Raw genomic sequence first — 16355 nt, forward strand, 5'->3', positions numbered from 1 at the left:
CCTCATGAATTTAAAAAAGGCATATTACATTTCCTGCTCGCGGCGCACCGATGTTCCACGGTTCTTTCTCAATGAATTTTTTGACGCGTGGGAAAAGGGCGAAATCTCCTACGACGCCGGGTACGGACGGTCCTACACGGTTTCGCTCAAACCGCGGGACGTGCTGGGATACGTTTTCTGGTCAAAAGATTTTTCCGCGTTTATCAAGCACGAACTGTTTGGTGAACTGTGGAAAATAAACAACGCCGTGTTTCATTACACCATTAATAATTGTCCTGAGCTTGAGCCCAATGTCGCGCCGCTTCACGTACGCCTGCAGACGCTTGATCGCCTTTGCGAACTTGCGGGACCGGAAAGGGTGTCGTGGCGGTTTGATCCGATTTGCAAATACCGGAGAAAAGACGGAAGTGCCGTCACGAATTTTCCGTCCTTCTATGACATTCTGTCCCATGTCAAGAAATCGGGAGTGAAACGCTGCTACTTTTCGTTCATGAGCCATTATTCAAAATTGAAGAAAAGGGATGTGCTGTTCGGTGATTTTGATGAAAAGGAAAGAACCGCGCTGGGAAAAGAATTGCTGGATGCGGCTTCACAGGCGGGAATGGTACTGTATAATTGCTGCAATCCGGAAGTCCTGCGGCTTGTTCCGGGAATCAGACAGGCGCATTGCATTGACGATGAAATTCTAAAGGAGACGGACAGGTTCGGCGTTCACCCGGATTTAGGCCTCAAGCCCACGCGGGAAGGATGCGGGTGTTTTGAAAGCAGGGACGTGGGGTCATATTTGCAGAAATGTCCGCACAGGTGCTTATACTGTTATGCGAATCCGGGGTAAAAGGGGTTTGAAGCCATTTGACTGATGAGCATCCCGGATTGGATATCGAGCGATTATTGAGAATTTCATTGGATGGTTGCTTCGTCGCCGGCAGTTCCTCGCAATGACGTTCTTGCTCGCTGGCAAGTACACAGTACCAGAATATCGTTTCAACCGCCGCTCGCGGGTGCGCCCAGCGGATGTGTGGAGCTTGCAAGATGCTGGTACCCGGCCGCACCCAAAGGGGGTGTGGGCGCAGATCGCCGCCGCCTTCCAAATTTCTTTTCTTGTCAAGGAGGCGGCGGAAGCCGCACCCCAGGGGGATACCTCTCCCACCAGATGACACAACATTTTTTATCCATCGCCCTGTCAACAACAACCGAATGAAACCTCAACCATCCGGGTATTATATTGAGAACATCCAGTCCACATCTCATTAAGGGGGGCACATGCAAAATCGTGTTCCGTCCGCATTTGCGTCCGTCATCAGTTCAACTCTTCTTCTTTTTCTTTTCACAGTCCAACCTGTAAATGCCACGAAACTCGCCGAGGTTCGGGTCGTTGACAAGGATTATCTCGAGGTGTATTTCAAGGACGGCGACGTCTTTTTCGTTGACAACGGAAAGGGCCCCAGCGCGTTTCTCAACCTTGCCCACGACACGACCAACGAGATCCTCACCTACTACGGCACCGGACTCAACACCGCCACAGCGGTCACGACCGCCTCGTGGAAGCTCGCCTCAGCCGACGACGCGGCGTATGGGACCGCGGGACTCGCGCCCGTAAACTGCTTTCGCAAATCCAAGCTCAACGGCATGTACGAGGGGAGCTGGTCGGGCAGCGATTTCGTCTATTCGCACACCATGGAACACCATATTTACCTCAAGCTGCCGTCTTCCCTGGTGCAGGGCAAGACCTATACGCTGCAGATCGCCGCGGGCACCAACACCGATTCGACGTCCGCGACATTCACGTACGATATTTACAGCAGCCGCTCCGAGGCGGTGCATGTGAACCTGTCGGGGTATTCGGCGGCGCCGAACGTCAAGGCCGCCGACCTGTACGCCTGGCTCGGCGACGGCGGGGCCCGGGACTACTCCGGATTCGTCGGGAACAAAGTCTATATTGTCAACACCTCCACCGGAACGCCCCAGCAGACCGGCACGGTGTCGCTGTGGAAAACGAGCGCGGCGGAGGCGCAGGGCTACAACATGACCGGCTCGAACGTGTGGAAGGTTGATTTCACCGGCTTCACCACGCCGGGCACCTACCGTCTGGCGGTTGATGGCGTCGGGTGCAGCCAGGACTTCACCATCGCCGACACCATCTATCACGACCCGTTCATGGTCGCGGTCCGCGGCTATTTTTACATGCGCATCGGCCAGGACAGCGCCGGCATACGGCCCATTCCGCGGCGGCCGCTTTACATTCCGGGAAAAGACCCGGCCAACACCGTGGTGTACATCACCACCATGCAGCCCACCGATCCCGCTTGGACCACCTTTACCGGCGGCGACGTGTGGGACAATCCCGACGCCTGGGCGCCGTATAAAAACGGCAAGACCAATGCGAACGCCTACGGCGGCCACGCCGACGCGGCCGACTGGGACCGGAACATGAACCACATCTCCAATATTTACGACATGCTGTTCCCCTACATCCTCACGGGCGGGGCGCTTTCGGACGACAACCTGGGCATCGCCGAAAGCCGCAACGGCATCCCGGACATCATTGACGAAGCGAGAAACGAGGTCGATTTCTGGCTGCGGCTGCGCGACGGACAGGCGTATTCGTACGGACTCACCAATCCGGACGGCAACAACGTGCTTTACCAGGCGGGAACCAACGCTATAGCAGCGTGGGCAGCGGCCGCGGGCAGCGCCATGCTCGCCGAGGCGTTCCGCATCGCGGGAAACACCGCGCTTTCAAACGCCTACCGCGATTCCGCCGTCAACGCGTACAATTTCGCCGGCACGCTCGCCGACCAGATGCTCGACTTCAAGCAGAACGTGGGCGAAAGCACGGTGCGCGGCAGGGACCTCAAGATGACGGCCGCCGCCTACCTGTACAACCTTACCGGCACCACTGCCTACGAGGACGAGGTCAACGCCGAAAGCAAGGCCGCGTCCAGCGCCACCGCGGCGATCATCGACCCGAGCAACTTCAACCAAATCTGGGCCACGGCAGGCTATCTCAAGACGAACAGGACCGTGCATTACCAGACGCTCTACAGCAACATGGTGTCGTCGGTGGTGAGCGACGCGAAGAACAGCGAGACCAACTACAGCGGCTCGCGTCCGTCAAGACGCTGTACCGACAACAACACCGAGTATTTCCACACCGAAACGCACGTGCACCGCACGATCCTGGCCCATGCGGTCGCCGCGACCCAGGCCGACAAGGACCTGTTCCTCAACGCGCTCATTTGCGAGGCGGATTGGAACCTGGGCCGCAACCCGGCAAACCTGATCCAGATGACCACCGCGTCCACGCCCCTGTCGAGCAAGCGCAGCGTGGACGCCATGTACATCTCGGGCGGCAATGACGGCACGCCGGGCCAGCACCCGGGCATGACGCCCTATTTCAACACCGACGACTGGGGCGGCAACATGATCATGGGAAATCCGAGCTGGATGTGCGCGTTCAGCTACCCGGCCAACAACACGTGGCCCAAGGGCGAGGTCTATTTCAACACGCGCTGGGTGTACGCCCATTCGGAGTTCACGCCGCAGCAGACCATGCGGGGGAAGATCGCGCTGTACGGATACCTGTACGGGATAAGGAATGGGAACAACCCGGTGAGGCAGAACCCTGGCGTGATTGACAATTTAAGAAACTCGGCGCAGCTGTTCCGCATCGAACGCCTGGCCAACGGGAACTTCGCGTTGACCTTCACCGGCGCGACGGAGGCCGGCAAGCGGCTGCAGCTTTACAATTGCACAGGCAGGTTGATAAAGTCAATCATGCTCGCAGGCAATCGCGCGAGTGTCCGGCTGGAGACGGCCACCATGGATAAAGGGATTTATTTCCTGAAGGTCGAGGCGGAGGGAAGGAAGGTCTGTAAAATGATAGCTGTATTTTAACAGCGTCGCTTTGATGATTGAAACCCAAGGGAGCGCTAAGAACCGGCTCCCTTTTTCTTTTCCCTCTTTATTTCCCTCACCCTGAACCACAGCAGCAGCACCCCGGCCACCGCAAGCGTCATCTCGATCTCCATCGCCATGGCATGCATCGCCCGCATGGACGCCTTGCCGTATTGTACGGTCGTCGCGGCAAGGGCGTCCTTGAGAAACATCGCTTCGGCCGAATGAGGGACAACGTTCTTTTGCACCGCCGCGACGACCCCGTTCCATTTGTGCCGCACGTGCGCGGTTTTCCAGACAAACAGCGGCGCTAAAAGAATTGCGAGCAACAAGCAGGCGACGCCGAAGCAGGCCATATAATCGATCCTTTTTTCAGGCGGGCTTGCGGGACGCTGATCATGTGCCGTTATTTCCATGAGATGTGTCCTTGTTCGGGTGTCTGCGTTTCCTTCTTGACAATGTTTATTATATACCGGCGAAACTGGTGCGTCAACAGGATATTCACGTCCGGCGATTTTAGAGCGGCAGATTTCAGCAGTCACCAATCAGCGGTCAGCAAATCAAAAATGGGATTGCATATCTTGACGAATGCTACTTTCCCAAGCCCGTGAGTAAATATCCAATTGATTGAACGACCATAAGGCAATAGGTGAGAATAATCCAGTTGCGCCGGAAATGTTTGATCTTGATGAACATCTCCGCAAGTTTCATTAAAATAAAAGCTGAATGGGAGAAGTTAGGACAACAACAAGAGGATAGAATGAAGGACTAATTAGGAAATTCATCGGTAAGCAGTGTGAAAGTGACGTTTTATCTTTTAACCTCTTTCGGGAGATTGCTTCGTCGAGGACCCCTCGCAATGACATCATTAATCATTTTCATTTTAACAAAGCGGAAAACAAAACCGGCAAAGTTTTTTATCTCCGGCGTTAGTTACTATGTTAACAAAGTTGCGTATAGCCCAATAAAAAAGCTACCTTCTTTCTAAACCAAACTCAACGTAGTGCTAGAAACACCACAAAGAAAGGAAGGTAGCTTATGGACAAGAAAATGCAAGATTGGATCGTAAAGGGGAAAGAAGTTTTTGTTGGACTTGATGATGCGAAGAAGACGTGGCGTGTATGCGTACGTTCTGAAAAGATGGCAGTTCACGAAAGCAGTATGCCTGCCAACTACGACGTGTTGCGTGCCTATTTAAGACGCCGATATCCGGAGTGTACGATCAAGGTGATGTATGAGGCGGGATTCAGGGGCTTTAACCTGTACGACCGTTTGAGTGAAGATGGGATTGAGTGTGTCGTGTTGCCACCACACTTGATGTTGGAAGAGAAGGTAAACCGAGTAAAGACGGATAGACGGGACGCATGGCGATTGGCGAAGATGCTTGAAGGCGAAGAGCATCTTCGCGGATGTCATGTACCTGATAAGGAACGGCGAGAGGACCGTCAGGCGTGCCGGACGCTGAATGCGGTGGAGAAGGAGATCAAGTCGACACGCAACCGGATTAGAAAGTTGCTGCAGTATCACGGTATCGAGACGGCGATACCGGAGGAGAAAGCATGGGGAAAGAGTGAATTTCGGAGCGTTGAGGAATTGTCGGTAGGTGTAGTGCTGCGGAAGCCGATCAAGGTGCTACTTTCACTTTTAGAGAATTTGTGGACATATCAAATTGAGTTGCGTAAGGAGCTACTAGCATTAAGTAAGAATCCGCGATACCAGAGGGCATTTGCAATAGCAAGAGGTCTTCCTGGGATAGGATGGCTGACGGCCATACGGCTGGTGCTGGAGCTTGGGGAAGATTTTACGAGATTCAGCACCGGCAAGTCGCTAGCAAATTTTCTTGGATTGACAGGAGGTGAACATTCTTCAGGGGAGACGGAACACAAAGGGAGAATAACCGGCCAGGGGCCGACGTTTGTCCGATCGTGGATGATAGAAAGCGCATGGGTAAGCATCCGAAAGGACCCAGTATTGCGTGAGAAATTCGAAAAGGTGAGGAGAAACTCGGGGAGTAAGAAGAAGGCTATTGTTGCGGTGGCACGCAAGCTTGCAGTAAGGCTGTATGCGTGTATGGTTATGAATCAAGAATATCAAATAGGTCTTGTTGCGTAGTGGGACTGGAAAACAAATGGTCAATGAAGGCTTAGAAAAAAGAAATCGACAAGTAGTTCGGGAAAGTGGTGTACGACGTCAGTCCTACTGGTTAGAGAGCAATCTTTAACGAGCGTTAGAATTGTTGACACCATCTCCCAATTTCACGAACAGCAAACTTGTGCGAAGAGCTCGGATAGCAGGTTGTTGAAATCTTTTTTCTGAAGGTAGATTTTTTTTATTGCCTTGTTACATAGCAGGCAGGACTGGGGGCCGCGCCGGAGCGCGATGCTGCCCGGACACCGTGGCAGCCCGAGCCGAAGGACGACGACCCTTGTGACCCTTGGAAATCCCTGACGAGGGAGAAGCACCCGAAGGGGTGGACCGGAAGGACGGCCGACCCCGTGCCTTGAGCGCGGGGAACGCCCGGATTATTAATTTGAATTATCAAGATCCGGCGTCTCGGCCTTCTTCTCCAGATACTTTTTCCCCAAAATAAACGCGGCCACGACAAGCGCAACGGTGCCCAGCCGCCTGCCGAGCACGAACCGGGTCGCGGCGATGCCCGTACCGAGAACAAGACGGACAATCCCGAACACGGCGCCCAGGCCTTTTTTAAGGATCCAGAAAGGCAGAAGAATGATTTTTCCCATCATAGCGAACCCCTTTTTTGGTGTCGACAAGAATACGTTCCAGCCGCAAAACCATTGCCGGTTAAATCAATATACTATTCAGGCGGCGTCAAAACTTTTTTCATTGACGTTTCATTTACTTCGACGTCAGCCGGTTCACGCCCTCCCAACCGGGGCCGGGCGGGTTTTCCCTGTACTTGACGCAGTTCCTGATGAGCTCCCTGCTCGGCGTGGTCTTTGCAAACGCCCGGTACGGCTCGAGTTTTTCCGATTCGTTAAGCACCTCAACGGCCTTGTCCCATTCCTGTTTGCAATAGTGCGCCATGCCCTTTGAATATAGGTCCCGCATCTGCGCGGTTCCGGTGGAAAGCTTCCCCTTTTCGGCCATGAGCTCGTAGATGGTCACCGGCTCGGATTTTCCCACCACGGTGATTTTGTCGAGCTGCCGCACCTCGAAATCGTTTTTCACCAGGTCGCAGGTGAAGTTGCTGATCATGGTGAACACGCCGTACTGCTTTGCGGCGCTCTCCAGCCGCGCCGCGAGGTTCACGGGGTCGCCCATCATGGTGTAGTTCATGCGCGTCTTGGAGCCCATGTTGCCGGTGACGATGCGCCCGGTGTTGATGCCGATGCGCATGCGCATTTCGTGCACGATGGCGGGCCACTTGTCGCCCTCCGCCGTCCATTTCTTCCGCAGCTCTGCCAGCCGGCGCTGCATGTCGAGCGCGGTGAGGCACGCCTGCTTGGCGTGGTCGTCCATGGGCATGGGCGCGCCGAAGCACGCGATGATCGCGTCGCCCTCGTATTTGTCAAGCATGCCGTCGCGCTTCAGCAGGATGTCGGTCATCTCCGAAAGGTATTCGTTGAGCAGCTCCACGAGGCGCGTCGGGGAACCAAGCTTCTCGGAGAACGTCGAGAACCCCTGGATGTCGGTGAAATACGCGGTGCGGACATGCTCGTCGCCGCCGAGCATGGGCAGCTGCCGTGAGGCGTACATCCGGTCGATGAGCTCGGGCGACAGGTACTGTTTGAAGGTGCTCTGCAGGAACTTGCGGTCCTTCTCCTCGGTGATGTAGCGGTAGGCCATCACGGCAGTGAACGTGAGCAGGATGGCGAGCACGGGGCGCGCGATCTCGATCCACAGATGGCTGCCGCCGAAAATGGTCATCGCGACGGCAAAGTACCCGATCACCGCGGCCACGCTCAAAATCGCGCCGACAAGCGGCTTGAGGAAAAACGACATGAACCCGATGATGATGGCCACCATGAGCAGGATGATGAAGTCCTGCCACGGCGCAAGCCGCGTGACAAAGGTGTTGGTCAAAAAGGAATTGAGGAGCGACGCGTGCACCTCCACGCCCGGGTACCGGTTGTCGATGGGCGCTGGCACGATGTCGAAAAGGCCCTGCACCGAGGCGCCCACGAGGAAAATCCTGCCTTCCAGATTGCCATGCACGCGGTCCTTTAAGACTTCATAAAAGCTTTTATATTGAAAGGTCTTTGTCTTGGGTCCGAAATAAGTGACAATGTGGCGGTTGTCTTTGGTGAGCGGTATCCTCACCGGTTTGCCGAAGTCCATGCGCGTGCCGGGGGCCAGTTTTTCGATTGGCGCCCAGCCCGTAGTGCACAAATCCTTGAGCACCGACGCGTTCATGATTGGCAGCGAGGATGCGAGAGTGCCGTCATGGTTCGTCACGTAAAAATCGTAAAACAGAAGTCTTTTTTCACCGGGACGGACCTTGTCAAAATCGGAACGGCTGAGCCGGCCCAGCGTCTCGAGGTCCACTGCCGACAAATCCCATTCGCCGTCGCCCTCGGGCGCGGTGAGCGCCCACTGGTCCGAAGAGGACCGCTTGACAACCATGGAAGGCCCGAGGAAAAGCGAATCACCTTTTCTCAACGCCGCCATCCTGCCGGTGCCTGAGTCGAGGAGCGCGCGGGAGACCGACGGCGGGAACAGCCCGCACGACATCTCGACGAACGCGGCGCCGTTCTTGTCCCTGCCGACCCTGAGCAGCGACGCGACCTCCACCGTGGCACGAGGCCTGCAGCCCATGATTGCTTCCCTTTTGTCAATTATCGCTTCCACCATGGGGGCGGTGAGGTTGGGGTAGGAGAACCTGAGCGTGCCGCTTGAGTCTTTGAAGGCCTTGAGGGGCCTGCCGATGTCGAGATAGCGTCCCGGCTCGAACACGATCTCGCCGTTGGGCGTGCCGAACAGGGTCGCGGCCGCGCGCACGCTGATGGGCAGGTACACGGGCGTATGGTCGCCGAAGCCGTACAGAAGCGGGATCTCGCGGACAACGCCGTCCGAGTTGGGCGGCATATTGACAAACCCGATGTCCCGCGCGGCCCGGGCGAGTTCCGGGAATATGCCGTCGATGACCGGCTTTTTATCGAAAAGTTGCTTCCGCTTGAGCGGCGGCAGAATAAGGGCCGACGACGGATGGAGCGAATCGTGCCATTCCATGGTCATTTTCGATTCGATCGTGGATTGCGCCCAGCCCGGATAGTCGCGTTTCTCTTCCATCTCAACGGCATGAAAAACGTTCCCCGCCTGACCGGTGGCGGCGATGAACCGCCGGTCGTAATCGATGGACGACAAAAGCGGCCCGTATACCGGCGCGGGCACGGTAAACCCCGGCGTCCTGCTTTTGCATGTGTCAATAAGGCGCTCGAACCGCGAGACGTAATTTTTATCGTCGGGATCAAAGAACATGATGTCGAACAGGACCGCCGCGGGGTCGTGTTTCGCAAGCGTCCTGAGCATCTGGGCATGGTACGAGCGGTCCCAGTTCCAATACTTGCCGAGCTTGTGCTGGCTCATCTCGTCGATGTCGATGATGTAAATGCCGTTGTCGTTTTCCTCCTCCATGCCGTCCGCCCTGGCCGGCGCGTTATCTTCGTATAACATATGATAGCGCAGGTAATAGGTCTGGTCTTCAAGCACGTCGATGACCCGTTTTAAAAAAAAGAGGTTGAATAAAAGGGCGACAGCGATCCCCATGGCCGATCCGATGAGCAGGCTCTTCCCGATTCTCCTGAGCAATTTCATTGCCCGGCTCCTATTAAGCAGGGGTTTGCTAAATATAAGGTTTGGGCGTTCCCCCGCTGCGCGGGGTCGGCCGTCCTTCCGGTCTCGTGCTTCACACTCGGGCTGCCACCGCCCTTATATGCCTTGCGTCTCGATACGCCGCTTAAAAGCGGCCACTCGGCAACTGCACCCTACAGGCTATAATACTTGTCTTTATCTACAGAATAATGGCTTACGCTGCCACTCCTGCATCGCCAGCCACTAATTCTTTCCGCGAATCACTAAAGTACCGGCGCCAAGAGGGGTGTGCCCCCGGATCACCGCCGCATCCTCCAAGAGGTTTTTATTATTGACATATGGGATGCGGCGGAAGCAGGGGGCCAGGTGGAGGCCCCACCAACATTATCATAATCATATAACCATTATATAGAGATTGACCGTAAATTACAAGCATCATCATTTTAACGGCTTATCAATACTTGTCTTTCATTTATTTTACTATTATGAAATTCGTCCCCGAATGCCTCGCCTGTTTCGTGGATGACATAACGGGAGCGCTTGACATGCTCCACGCGCCGGCCGCCGGAGGCGCGGCCGTGCTCAGCGAGTCGCTTGCCTACCTTTCCGGCCATATCGCCGACGGGATGCCCCCCTCGTATTATATCACCGAGCTCCACCGTATCCTCAAGCGCCGCCTCGGCGTCAAGATGCCCTTTGCAAGGCTGCGCGCCGCGTGCCTGAAGGCGGGAATGGCAATCGCCCGCAGGGTCGAAAAGAGGGCCTCGGCGCTGAGCGGCGAGCGCAGGTTCAGGTATCTTGTACGGTGGGCGATTGCGGCAAACAGCCTTGACTTCCGCACCGCGGGCGCGGGCTACGGCCTCACCGCCGCGCGGGCCGAAAAAACCATTGCCGGGTATTTTCGCAAAGGGCTCGACGTCGACCATTGCCGCCGCATCCACGCGGCGGCGTGGCGGGCCAAATCGATCGTTTACATACCGGACAACGTGGGCGAGCTCCCCTTTGACAAGCTTCTGGTCGGCCTTCTTTCGTCGTACGGCGCCGATGTCACCGTGCCGCTGCGCGGCGGGCCCATCACCAGCGATGCGGTGATGGCCGACGCAAGGGCCGCCGGGATGCAGCACGCGGCTTCGCGGCTCATTGGTGCCGGCCCCGACACGCTCGGAATTTCTTTTAGGGAAATGAGCCGCGCGCTGTCGGCCGCGCTGTCCCGCGCCGACCTGGTGATCGCAAAAGGCCAGGCCAATTACTACGTGCTTTCGGAATTCGGCCGCCGGTACCCGCGTGCGACCATCGCCTGCCTGTTCACCGCGAAATGCGGACCGGTGTGGGAAAAATTCGGCTGCAGCGGCAAGGCGTCCATTGCCGCGATCATACAGAACGTAAAAACCGGAGGCAACCCCAAATGAAACCGTTCAACCTCGCCATCGCGCTTACCCTGTCGCGCATCGTCATAGCGCCGTTTTTCGCGTTCTTCTTCATCCGGAGTTTTCACGCCGCCTCGCCCGTGGTCGGCCTGTGGATCTCCGCCGGCCTTGCGGCGCTCATCGAGCTTTCCGACGCTTTTGACGGACGCATGGCGCGGGCGCGCAACCAGGTCTCCGATTTCGGCAAGCTCCTCGACCCCATGGCCGACAGCCTTTCGCGCCAGACCATTTTCCTATCGTTCATGGTGTGCGCCGACCGCATCATCCCGCTGTGGATGTTCCTGCTTTTTTTATACCGCGACGCCGTGCTTTCCATTCTGCGCATGATGTGCGCATACCACGGCAAGGTGCTTGCGGCGCGGCAGATGGGAAAGCTCAAGGCCGTGGTGCAGGCCGTGGGCGCGTTCACGGTCCTGGCCCTGTGCCTCGGCGCAGCATATCACGTGCCGTGGATCCCGCTCGTGGTTTGGGGCAGGCACCCGGGGTTCTGGGTCATGTGCGTTCCCGCTGCGGTGACGGTTTTTTCCATTTACGATTACATCGCCTCGAACTGGGATGTGGTGAAGGTCATGGCCGTTTCGCAATTTTTCAAGTAGAAAGCAGCAGCGCATGTCAAAACCGGCGGTTCTCGTGGCGCCGTCCATTCTTTCGGCGGATTTTAGGGTGTTGGAAAAGGAAGTGAAGCAGGCCGAGGCCTGCGGCGCGGACCGCATCCACTGCGATGTGATGGACGGCCACTTTGTGCCCAACCTCACGTTCGGCCCGCTTCTGGTGGAGGCCGTGAAGAAATGCGTTTCGATACCGCTCGACGTGCACCTCATGATTTCGAACCCTCAAAAGTATATAACGCAGTACTGCGACGCGGGCGCGAATGTTCTTATCGTGCACGCCGAGGTGTGCGAAAGCGATCTGGAGCAGGTGCTTTCCGACATCCGCAAGCGCAACGTGCGCGCCGGCGCGTCCATCAATCCCGACAAAGGCGTTGACCTGCTTCTTCCCCATCTCGCCGCAATGGACCAGGCGCTCATCATGACGGTGTATGCCGGGTTCGGCGGCCAGAAATTCATTCCCGAAATGCTGCCCAAAATAAAAACGCTGGCCGGCGAGGCTTCACGCCGTAACCCCAAACTCGACATCGAAGTGGACGGCGGCATCAACCGCGAAACCGCGGCGCTGTGCGCACGCGAGGGCGCGAATGTTTTTGTGGCGGGCAATTATGTGTTCAAGGCGGAGGATTATAAAGAACGGATTTCGGCGATACGCAACGCGGCGGAGGAAGCCAGGAAAAAAGGTTGACGGGTTGAGAGGTTGTTGAAGCGAAGTGAGAATAATTGTCACTCCCGCGAAAGCGGGAGTCCAGTCCACATGGATTCCCGCTTTCGCGGGAATGACCCCGATGTCATCCTTGCCAGGCCTGTCGAAGGGTTTCTATTTGGATAGATCGTATATGAAAAGGACCCACTCATCTGTTCGTCCCTGCGTGATTCTAGAAGCCGTCTTTTCAAGCATTGCCTGTTTATTCATTTCCGGATGCGCCACCTACCCCTTCGACACTTCCGGCCGCGACCTGCCCGAGTTCGAAAGCGTGTGGCAGTACCTTTCGGCGTACAGCCTGTGGCAGGACAAGGTGCCAAGCGAAAAGACCGCGCTCGATTCCTTTCAGATCCCCGAGGCCCTGCTCGCGAGCGTCGACGACACGCTCCACGGCGTCAATTACACCACCTACGACTCCACGCAGCTTCCGGCGGGCGCCGCGCTGTCATCGGCCGCGGCCGTGCTCGATACCCACACCGTGTATTATGATGCTCTCACCGATTCAACCGCGGTGCTGACGATCACCGAATTCAAGCAATACGTCACCTATTCGGAATTTCTCACCACGCTTCCCCTCCTTGCCGGGCGACCCAACATCATCATCGACCTGCGCAACAACGGCGGCGGCGACATCAATACGGTCGATTCGATCATGGAATATTTCCTTCCTGTCAATACGCCCTACATCCAGGCGACGTACCGCACATACGACGAGTCGGCGCGCACCGCCGCGACCGTGCCGTGGGTGAACTGGAAAACGCTCCTCGCGCATTCGCCCACGCTCGCCGGCAAGCGCCTGGCCGTGCTCATGAACGGCTTTTCCGCCAGCGCCTCGGAGATCCTCATCGCGGGCCTCAAGGACGGCCGCGCCGCGGCCGGCGGCGACACGGCCGCGCTCGTGGGCGAGACCACCTACGGCAAGGGCATCGGCCAGATCATCATCTCGCGCACATATCTTGGCAAAAGAGACCTCAAGATCACCTTTCTGCGCCTCATGGGGATAAGCTCCCGCATCGGCGATTACCACCGCAAGGGCATTGTTCCCGACGCGGCGGTGACCGGCCCCGTGGCGCAGCTGTCAACCGCGCTGCATATTCTTGAGCCGTCCGCGCCGCTGCTAAAGTCTACGGTTACACCTTTATTGGGCAAAGCTATTGCAGAGGGGTATATCCGCATGCCTGCAGTTCCCGTTCTTGAAAAGTAAAGAGATGAATCTACGTTGTGGTCTGGGCGTTTCCCCGCTTCGCGGGGTCGGCGCCGACATCGGCAAATAATCAACCGACAGAATAATTTCTTTTATCTTGATTGCGTTAACCTCACCCCCTTCTCCCACAGGGCGAGGGGGATAAGAATTTTTTCCCCTCTCCTTACGGGAGAGGGGTGGCCGAAGGCCGGGGTGAGGTTTCTCGCTTGCACTTTCCTTTTTTATTCGAAAAATAATTCTATAAGCATCCATCCTTACTACATGGAAATCAGGTATCATTTATATTATTCATAATAAAATTTACCCTTTAATAAAACATTCCAGGAATGATCGTGCACAGACCGTTACTCCCGAAATTTCATCCGTCATTATCATTCCTTTTTCTTTTCATCATTCTCGCCGTCACCTCATTTGCCTCCCAAACCGGGCACCCGCTCAATCCCGACATGCTCGGCAACAAAAGCTTCACCGAATATTACACCCTCACCGCCATGCACGGCGACCGTTTGTTTGTCCAGGTGCAATTGACTTTTACCAATCTGGGCGTGGAAAACAACAACGCCGCGTGCAAGGCGCTCGTGCTCAAGCCGGGGGCGACCTCCTGGAAGGTTAACGAGAAATTCAGCCGGAAGGAATGGAACTACTCTGAGCAGGGCGCCTCCACGCTGTCGGTGGGGACCAACACGCTGAGCGTTTGCGGCGGAAACACGTGCCTTTTTGCGAAACTGGGCAAGGGCACGGTGAAGATCAAACTGCACGGCGTTCCCGCGGCCATGAAAACACCCAACCTCGATTTCCCGAAAAACGAATCGGGAAAATTCTATGATTATGAAATCCTGGTTCCGTGGACCTCGCTGGAGACCTCGCTCGACGTTCCCGGATTTCCCAAACAGGACCTGAACGGATTCGGCATGCTGGAAGTGGCGAAATCGGTGGGCACCTCCCGGGACGTCTGCCGCGGATGGGTGACCTTCAGGGGATTTGAAGGCGACAGCTTTTTTCTCGCGGATTTCAGGCTGCCGCCGGAGGAAAAACTGCCGGCCGCGGGATGGATCTGGAAAAACGGCCAGGAGAAGCCCCTTGCCATGACCGGCCTTCATATCAGGAAGGAATGGCTGTCGGTTGACGGAAAGCAAGTCGAGGGCCGCGTCATTTCGGCGCTCGACAATTCATTCATCATCACCGGACGCGACCTGCTGTACCGGTACTCGTTCGTGGACGAACTCGGCGCCTTTACCGGCTACCTGGTCAAGGTGGTGATCGGGAAACCCATCACCCGTTATTACGACGCCGAGGTCAGGTTCGCCGGCGAAGCGCGGCCGCTGCACGGCGTCTTGGAGCTGATGAGCATTGAATAAGAAACCGCACACGCGCCAGTCATGGAGCACCGCCGCGGAGAGCGGCGCGGCCGACGCGCGGGAACTGCGGCGGCGTCTTGACGCATGCGAACATTCGCTGTCGCTCATCGCCCGGGAGCGCGACCTCCTCAAGGTGCTGCTCGACAAGATCCCGGACAACATCTACGTCAAGGACGCGGACGGCCGCTACATCGTCGACAACGCGGCGCACCGGAAATTCATCGGCGAGAGCGATGAGCGCAATGTGATCGGCAAAACGGTGTACGACTTTTTCCCGCCCGACCTGGCCGGCCGGTACCACGACGACGACCGGAACATCATCAGGTCCGGCACGCCCATCCTCGACCGCGAGGAGCCCATCATGGGCATCGCGGGAAAGGAGCAGTGGGTCGCCACGTCAAAGGTGCCCGAATTCGACGACGGCGGCAGTGTCTCGCGGCTCATCTGCGTGAGCCGGAACATCACCGAGCGCAAACAATATCAGGACGCGCTGCAAAAGGCGAAAAACGACCTTGAGCGGCGTGTTGAGGAGCGCACGGCGGAGCTGAAGACCGCCAACGATCAGCTGCACGCGCAGATGGCGATGCTCCAACAGAAGGCCCGTCTCGACATCGAACTCGAGGCGGCGCGCGCCATCCAGCACCGGCTGACGCCGTCATTCAGGCCGAACATCCCCCGCGTGAGCCTCAAGGGAGTGTATTATCCGGCGTACGAGGTGGGCGGCGATTACCTCGATTATTTCCAGAACGACGCCGGCAACTGGGTTGTCGCGATCGCCGACGTGTGCGGCAAGGGGATCCCGGCCGCGCTACTCATGACGATGCTGCGGTCGATGTTCCGCGCCGAAGGAAGGCGCGAAACGTCGGCACGCAGCCTGCTGTGCTCCGTGAACGACAGCATGGCGGCGAACATCGACCACCGCTCGTTCATCACGGCCCTGTGCCTCATCATCAGCGGCGACGGCGCGTCCATGACGTATGCGCGGGCCGGCCACCCGCCGCTCATAAAGCTTGACAAATACAACGGCGGGCCGCGGATCATGGCGACCGGCGGCATGGCGCTCGGCCTGGTTTCCGACGGCGCCTCGTTTCGCGCCGAGCTCGGGGAATCGACCATTCCGCTGGAAGCGGGCGACAGCTTTTTCATGTACACCGACGGCCTCATCGACGCCGAAGGCGTTCACGGCGACACCTATGGTTCGGAGCGCCTCGAAAAACTTCTCGCGAGGCTTCCGCACGCCGACACCGCCGACGCGCTTGTCGCCGGGATCATGGACGACGTCCGGCAGTTCACGGGCGGCCGCCCCTTTCGCGACGACATGACCATCTGCGGCCTGCAGGTCATTGGGGATGGACGAACGCCATAGCCCGTGTCGATTTA

At 57.1% G+C, this 16355-nt stretch carries 12 protein-coding genes; 9 read left to right on the plus strand and 3 right to left on the minus strand.

The features are described 5' to 3' along the window. Positions 1-4 precede the first annotated feature (4 nt). Together VLX68_08095 and VLX68_08100 are read left to right on the plus strand one after the other, a co-directional pair. On the plus strand, positions 5-835 hold the full coding sequence (locus tag VLX68_08095; GenBank protein HUI92192.1) for a DUF1848 family protein: 831 nt from the start codon (positions 5-7) through the stop codon (positions 833-835). A 428-nt stretch (positions 836-1263) separates the two neighbouring features. Next, positions 1264-3897 carry a cellulase N-terminal Ig-like domain-containing protein gene (locus tag VLX68_08100; GenBank protein ID HUI92193.1) on the plus strand — a complete coding sequence of 878 codons (2634 nt, stop codon included), beginning with the start codon at positions 1264-1266 and terminating at the stop codon, positions 3895-3897. 35 nt (positions 3898-3932) lie between these two features. Here VLX68_08100 and VLX68_08105 read toward each other — a convergent pair whose 3' ends face one another. Then, on the minus strand, positions 3933-4313 hold the full coding sequence (locus VLX68_08105) for a hypothetical protein (GenBank protein ID HUI92194.1): 381 nt from the start codon (positions 4311-4313) through the stop codon (positions 3933-3935). Between the two features lie 622 nt (positions 4314-4935). Here VLX68_08105 and VLX68_08110 point away from each other — a divergent pair. Beyond that, positions 4936-6009, plus strand: coding sequence for an IS110 family transposase (locus VLX68_08110; protein HUI92195.1), 1074 nt, complete (start codon positions 4936-4938; stop codon positions 6007-6009). A 413-nt stretch (positions 6010-6422) separates the two neighbouring features. Here the strand turns inward: VLX68_08110 and VLX68_08115 are convergent, their stop codons facing one another. Both VLX68_08115 and VLX68_08120 read right to left on the minus strand, forming a co-directional pair. Continuing rightward, a complete protein-coding gene (locus tag VLX68_08115) occupies positions 6423-6644 on the minus strand; it encodes a hypothetical protein (protein HUI92196.1) in 222 nt (73 codons plus the stop codon). A gap of 112 nt (positions 6645-6756) precedes the next feature. After that, a complete protein-coding gene (locus tag VLX68_08120; GenBank protein HUI92197.1) occupies positions 6757-9675 on the minus strand; it encodes an adenylate/guanylate cyclase domain-containing protein in 2919 nt (972 codons plus the stop codon). 482 nt (positions 9676-10157) lie between these two features. Between VLX68_08120 and VLX68_08125 the strand changes: the two genes are divergently transcribed. From VLX68_08125 to VLX68_08150, 6 genes are all read left to right on the plus strand, one after another. Then, positions 10158-11081, plus strand: a complete 924-nt coding sequence (locus tag VLX68_08125; protein ID HUI92198.1) for an ARMT1-like domain-containing protein — start codon at positions 10158-10160, stop codon at positions 11079-11081. Then, positions 11078-11695, plus strand: a complete 618-nt coding sequence (locus tag VLX68_08130; protein HUI92199.1) for a CDP-alcohol phosphatidyltransferase family protein — start codon at positions 11078-11080, stop codon at positions 11693-11695. Before VLX68_08125 ends, VLX68_08130 begins: the two co-directional genes overlap by 4 nt. A 13-nt stretch (positions 11696-11708) precedes the next feature. Further along, positions 11709-12395: a ribulose-phosphate 3-epimerase gene (gene rpe / locus VLX68_08135; GenBank protein HUI92200.1), complete on the plus strand. Its 687-nt coding sequence runs from the start codon at positions 11709-11711 to the stop codon at positions 12393-12395. Between the two features lie 151 nt (positions 12396-12546). Continuing rightward, the gene (locus tag VLX68_08140) at positions 12547-13617 is read left to right on the plus strand and encodes a S41 family peptidase (protein HUI92201.1); all 1071 of its coding nucleotides are present in this window, start codon (positions 12547-12549) and stop codon (positions 13615-13617) included. Positions 13618-13949: 332 nt separating this feature from the next. Continuing rightward, positions 13950-14975, plus strand: coding sequence for a hypothetical protein (locus VLX68_08145; protein HUI92202.1), 1026 nt, complete (start codon positions 13950-13952; stop codon positions 14973-14975). Next, the gene (locus VLX68_08150) at positions 14968-16341 is read left to right on the plus strand and encodes a SpoIIE family protein phosphatase (GenBank protein HUI92203.1); all 1374 of its coding nucleotides are present in this window, start codon (positions 14968-14970) and stop codon (positions 16339-16341) included. The genes VLX68_08145 and VLX68_08150 overlap by 8 nt, the downstream gene beginning before the upstream one ends. Positions 16342-16355: the final 14 nt, after the last annotated feature.

It is taken from the genome of Chitinivibrionales bacterium, assembly GCA_035516255.1.
Taxonomy (GTDB): Bacteria; Fibrobacterota; Chitinivibrionia; order Chitinivibrionales; family FEN-1185; genus FEN-1185.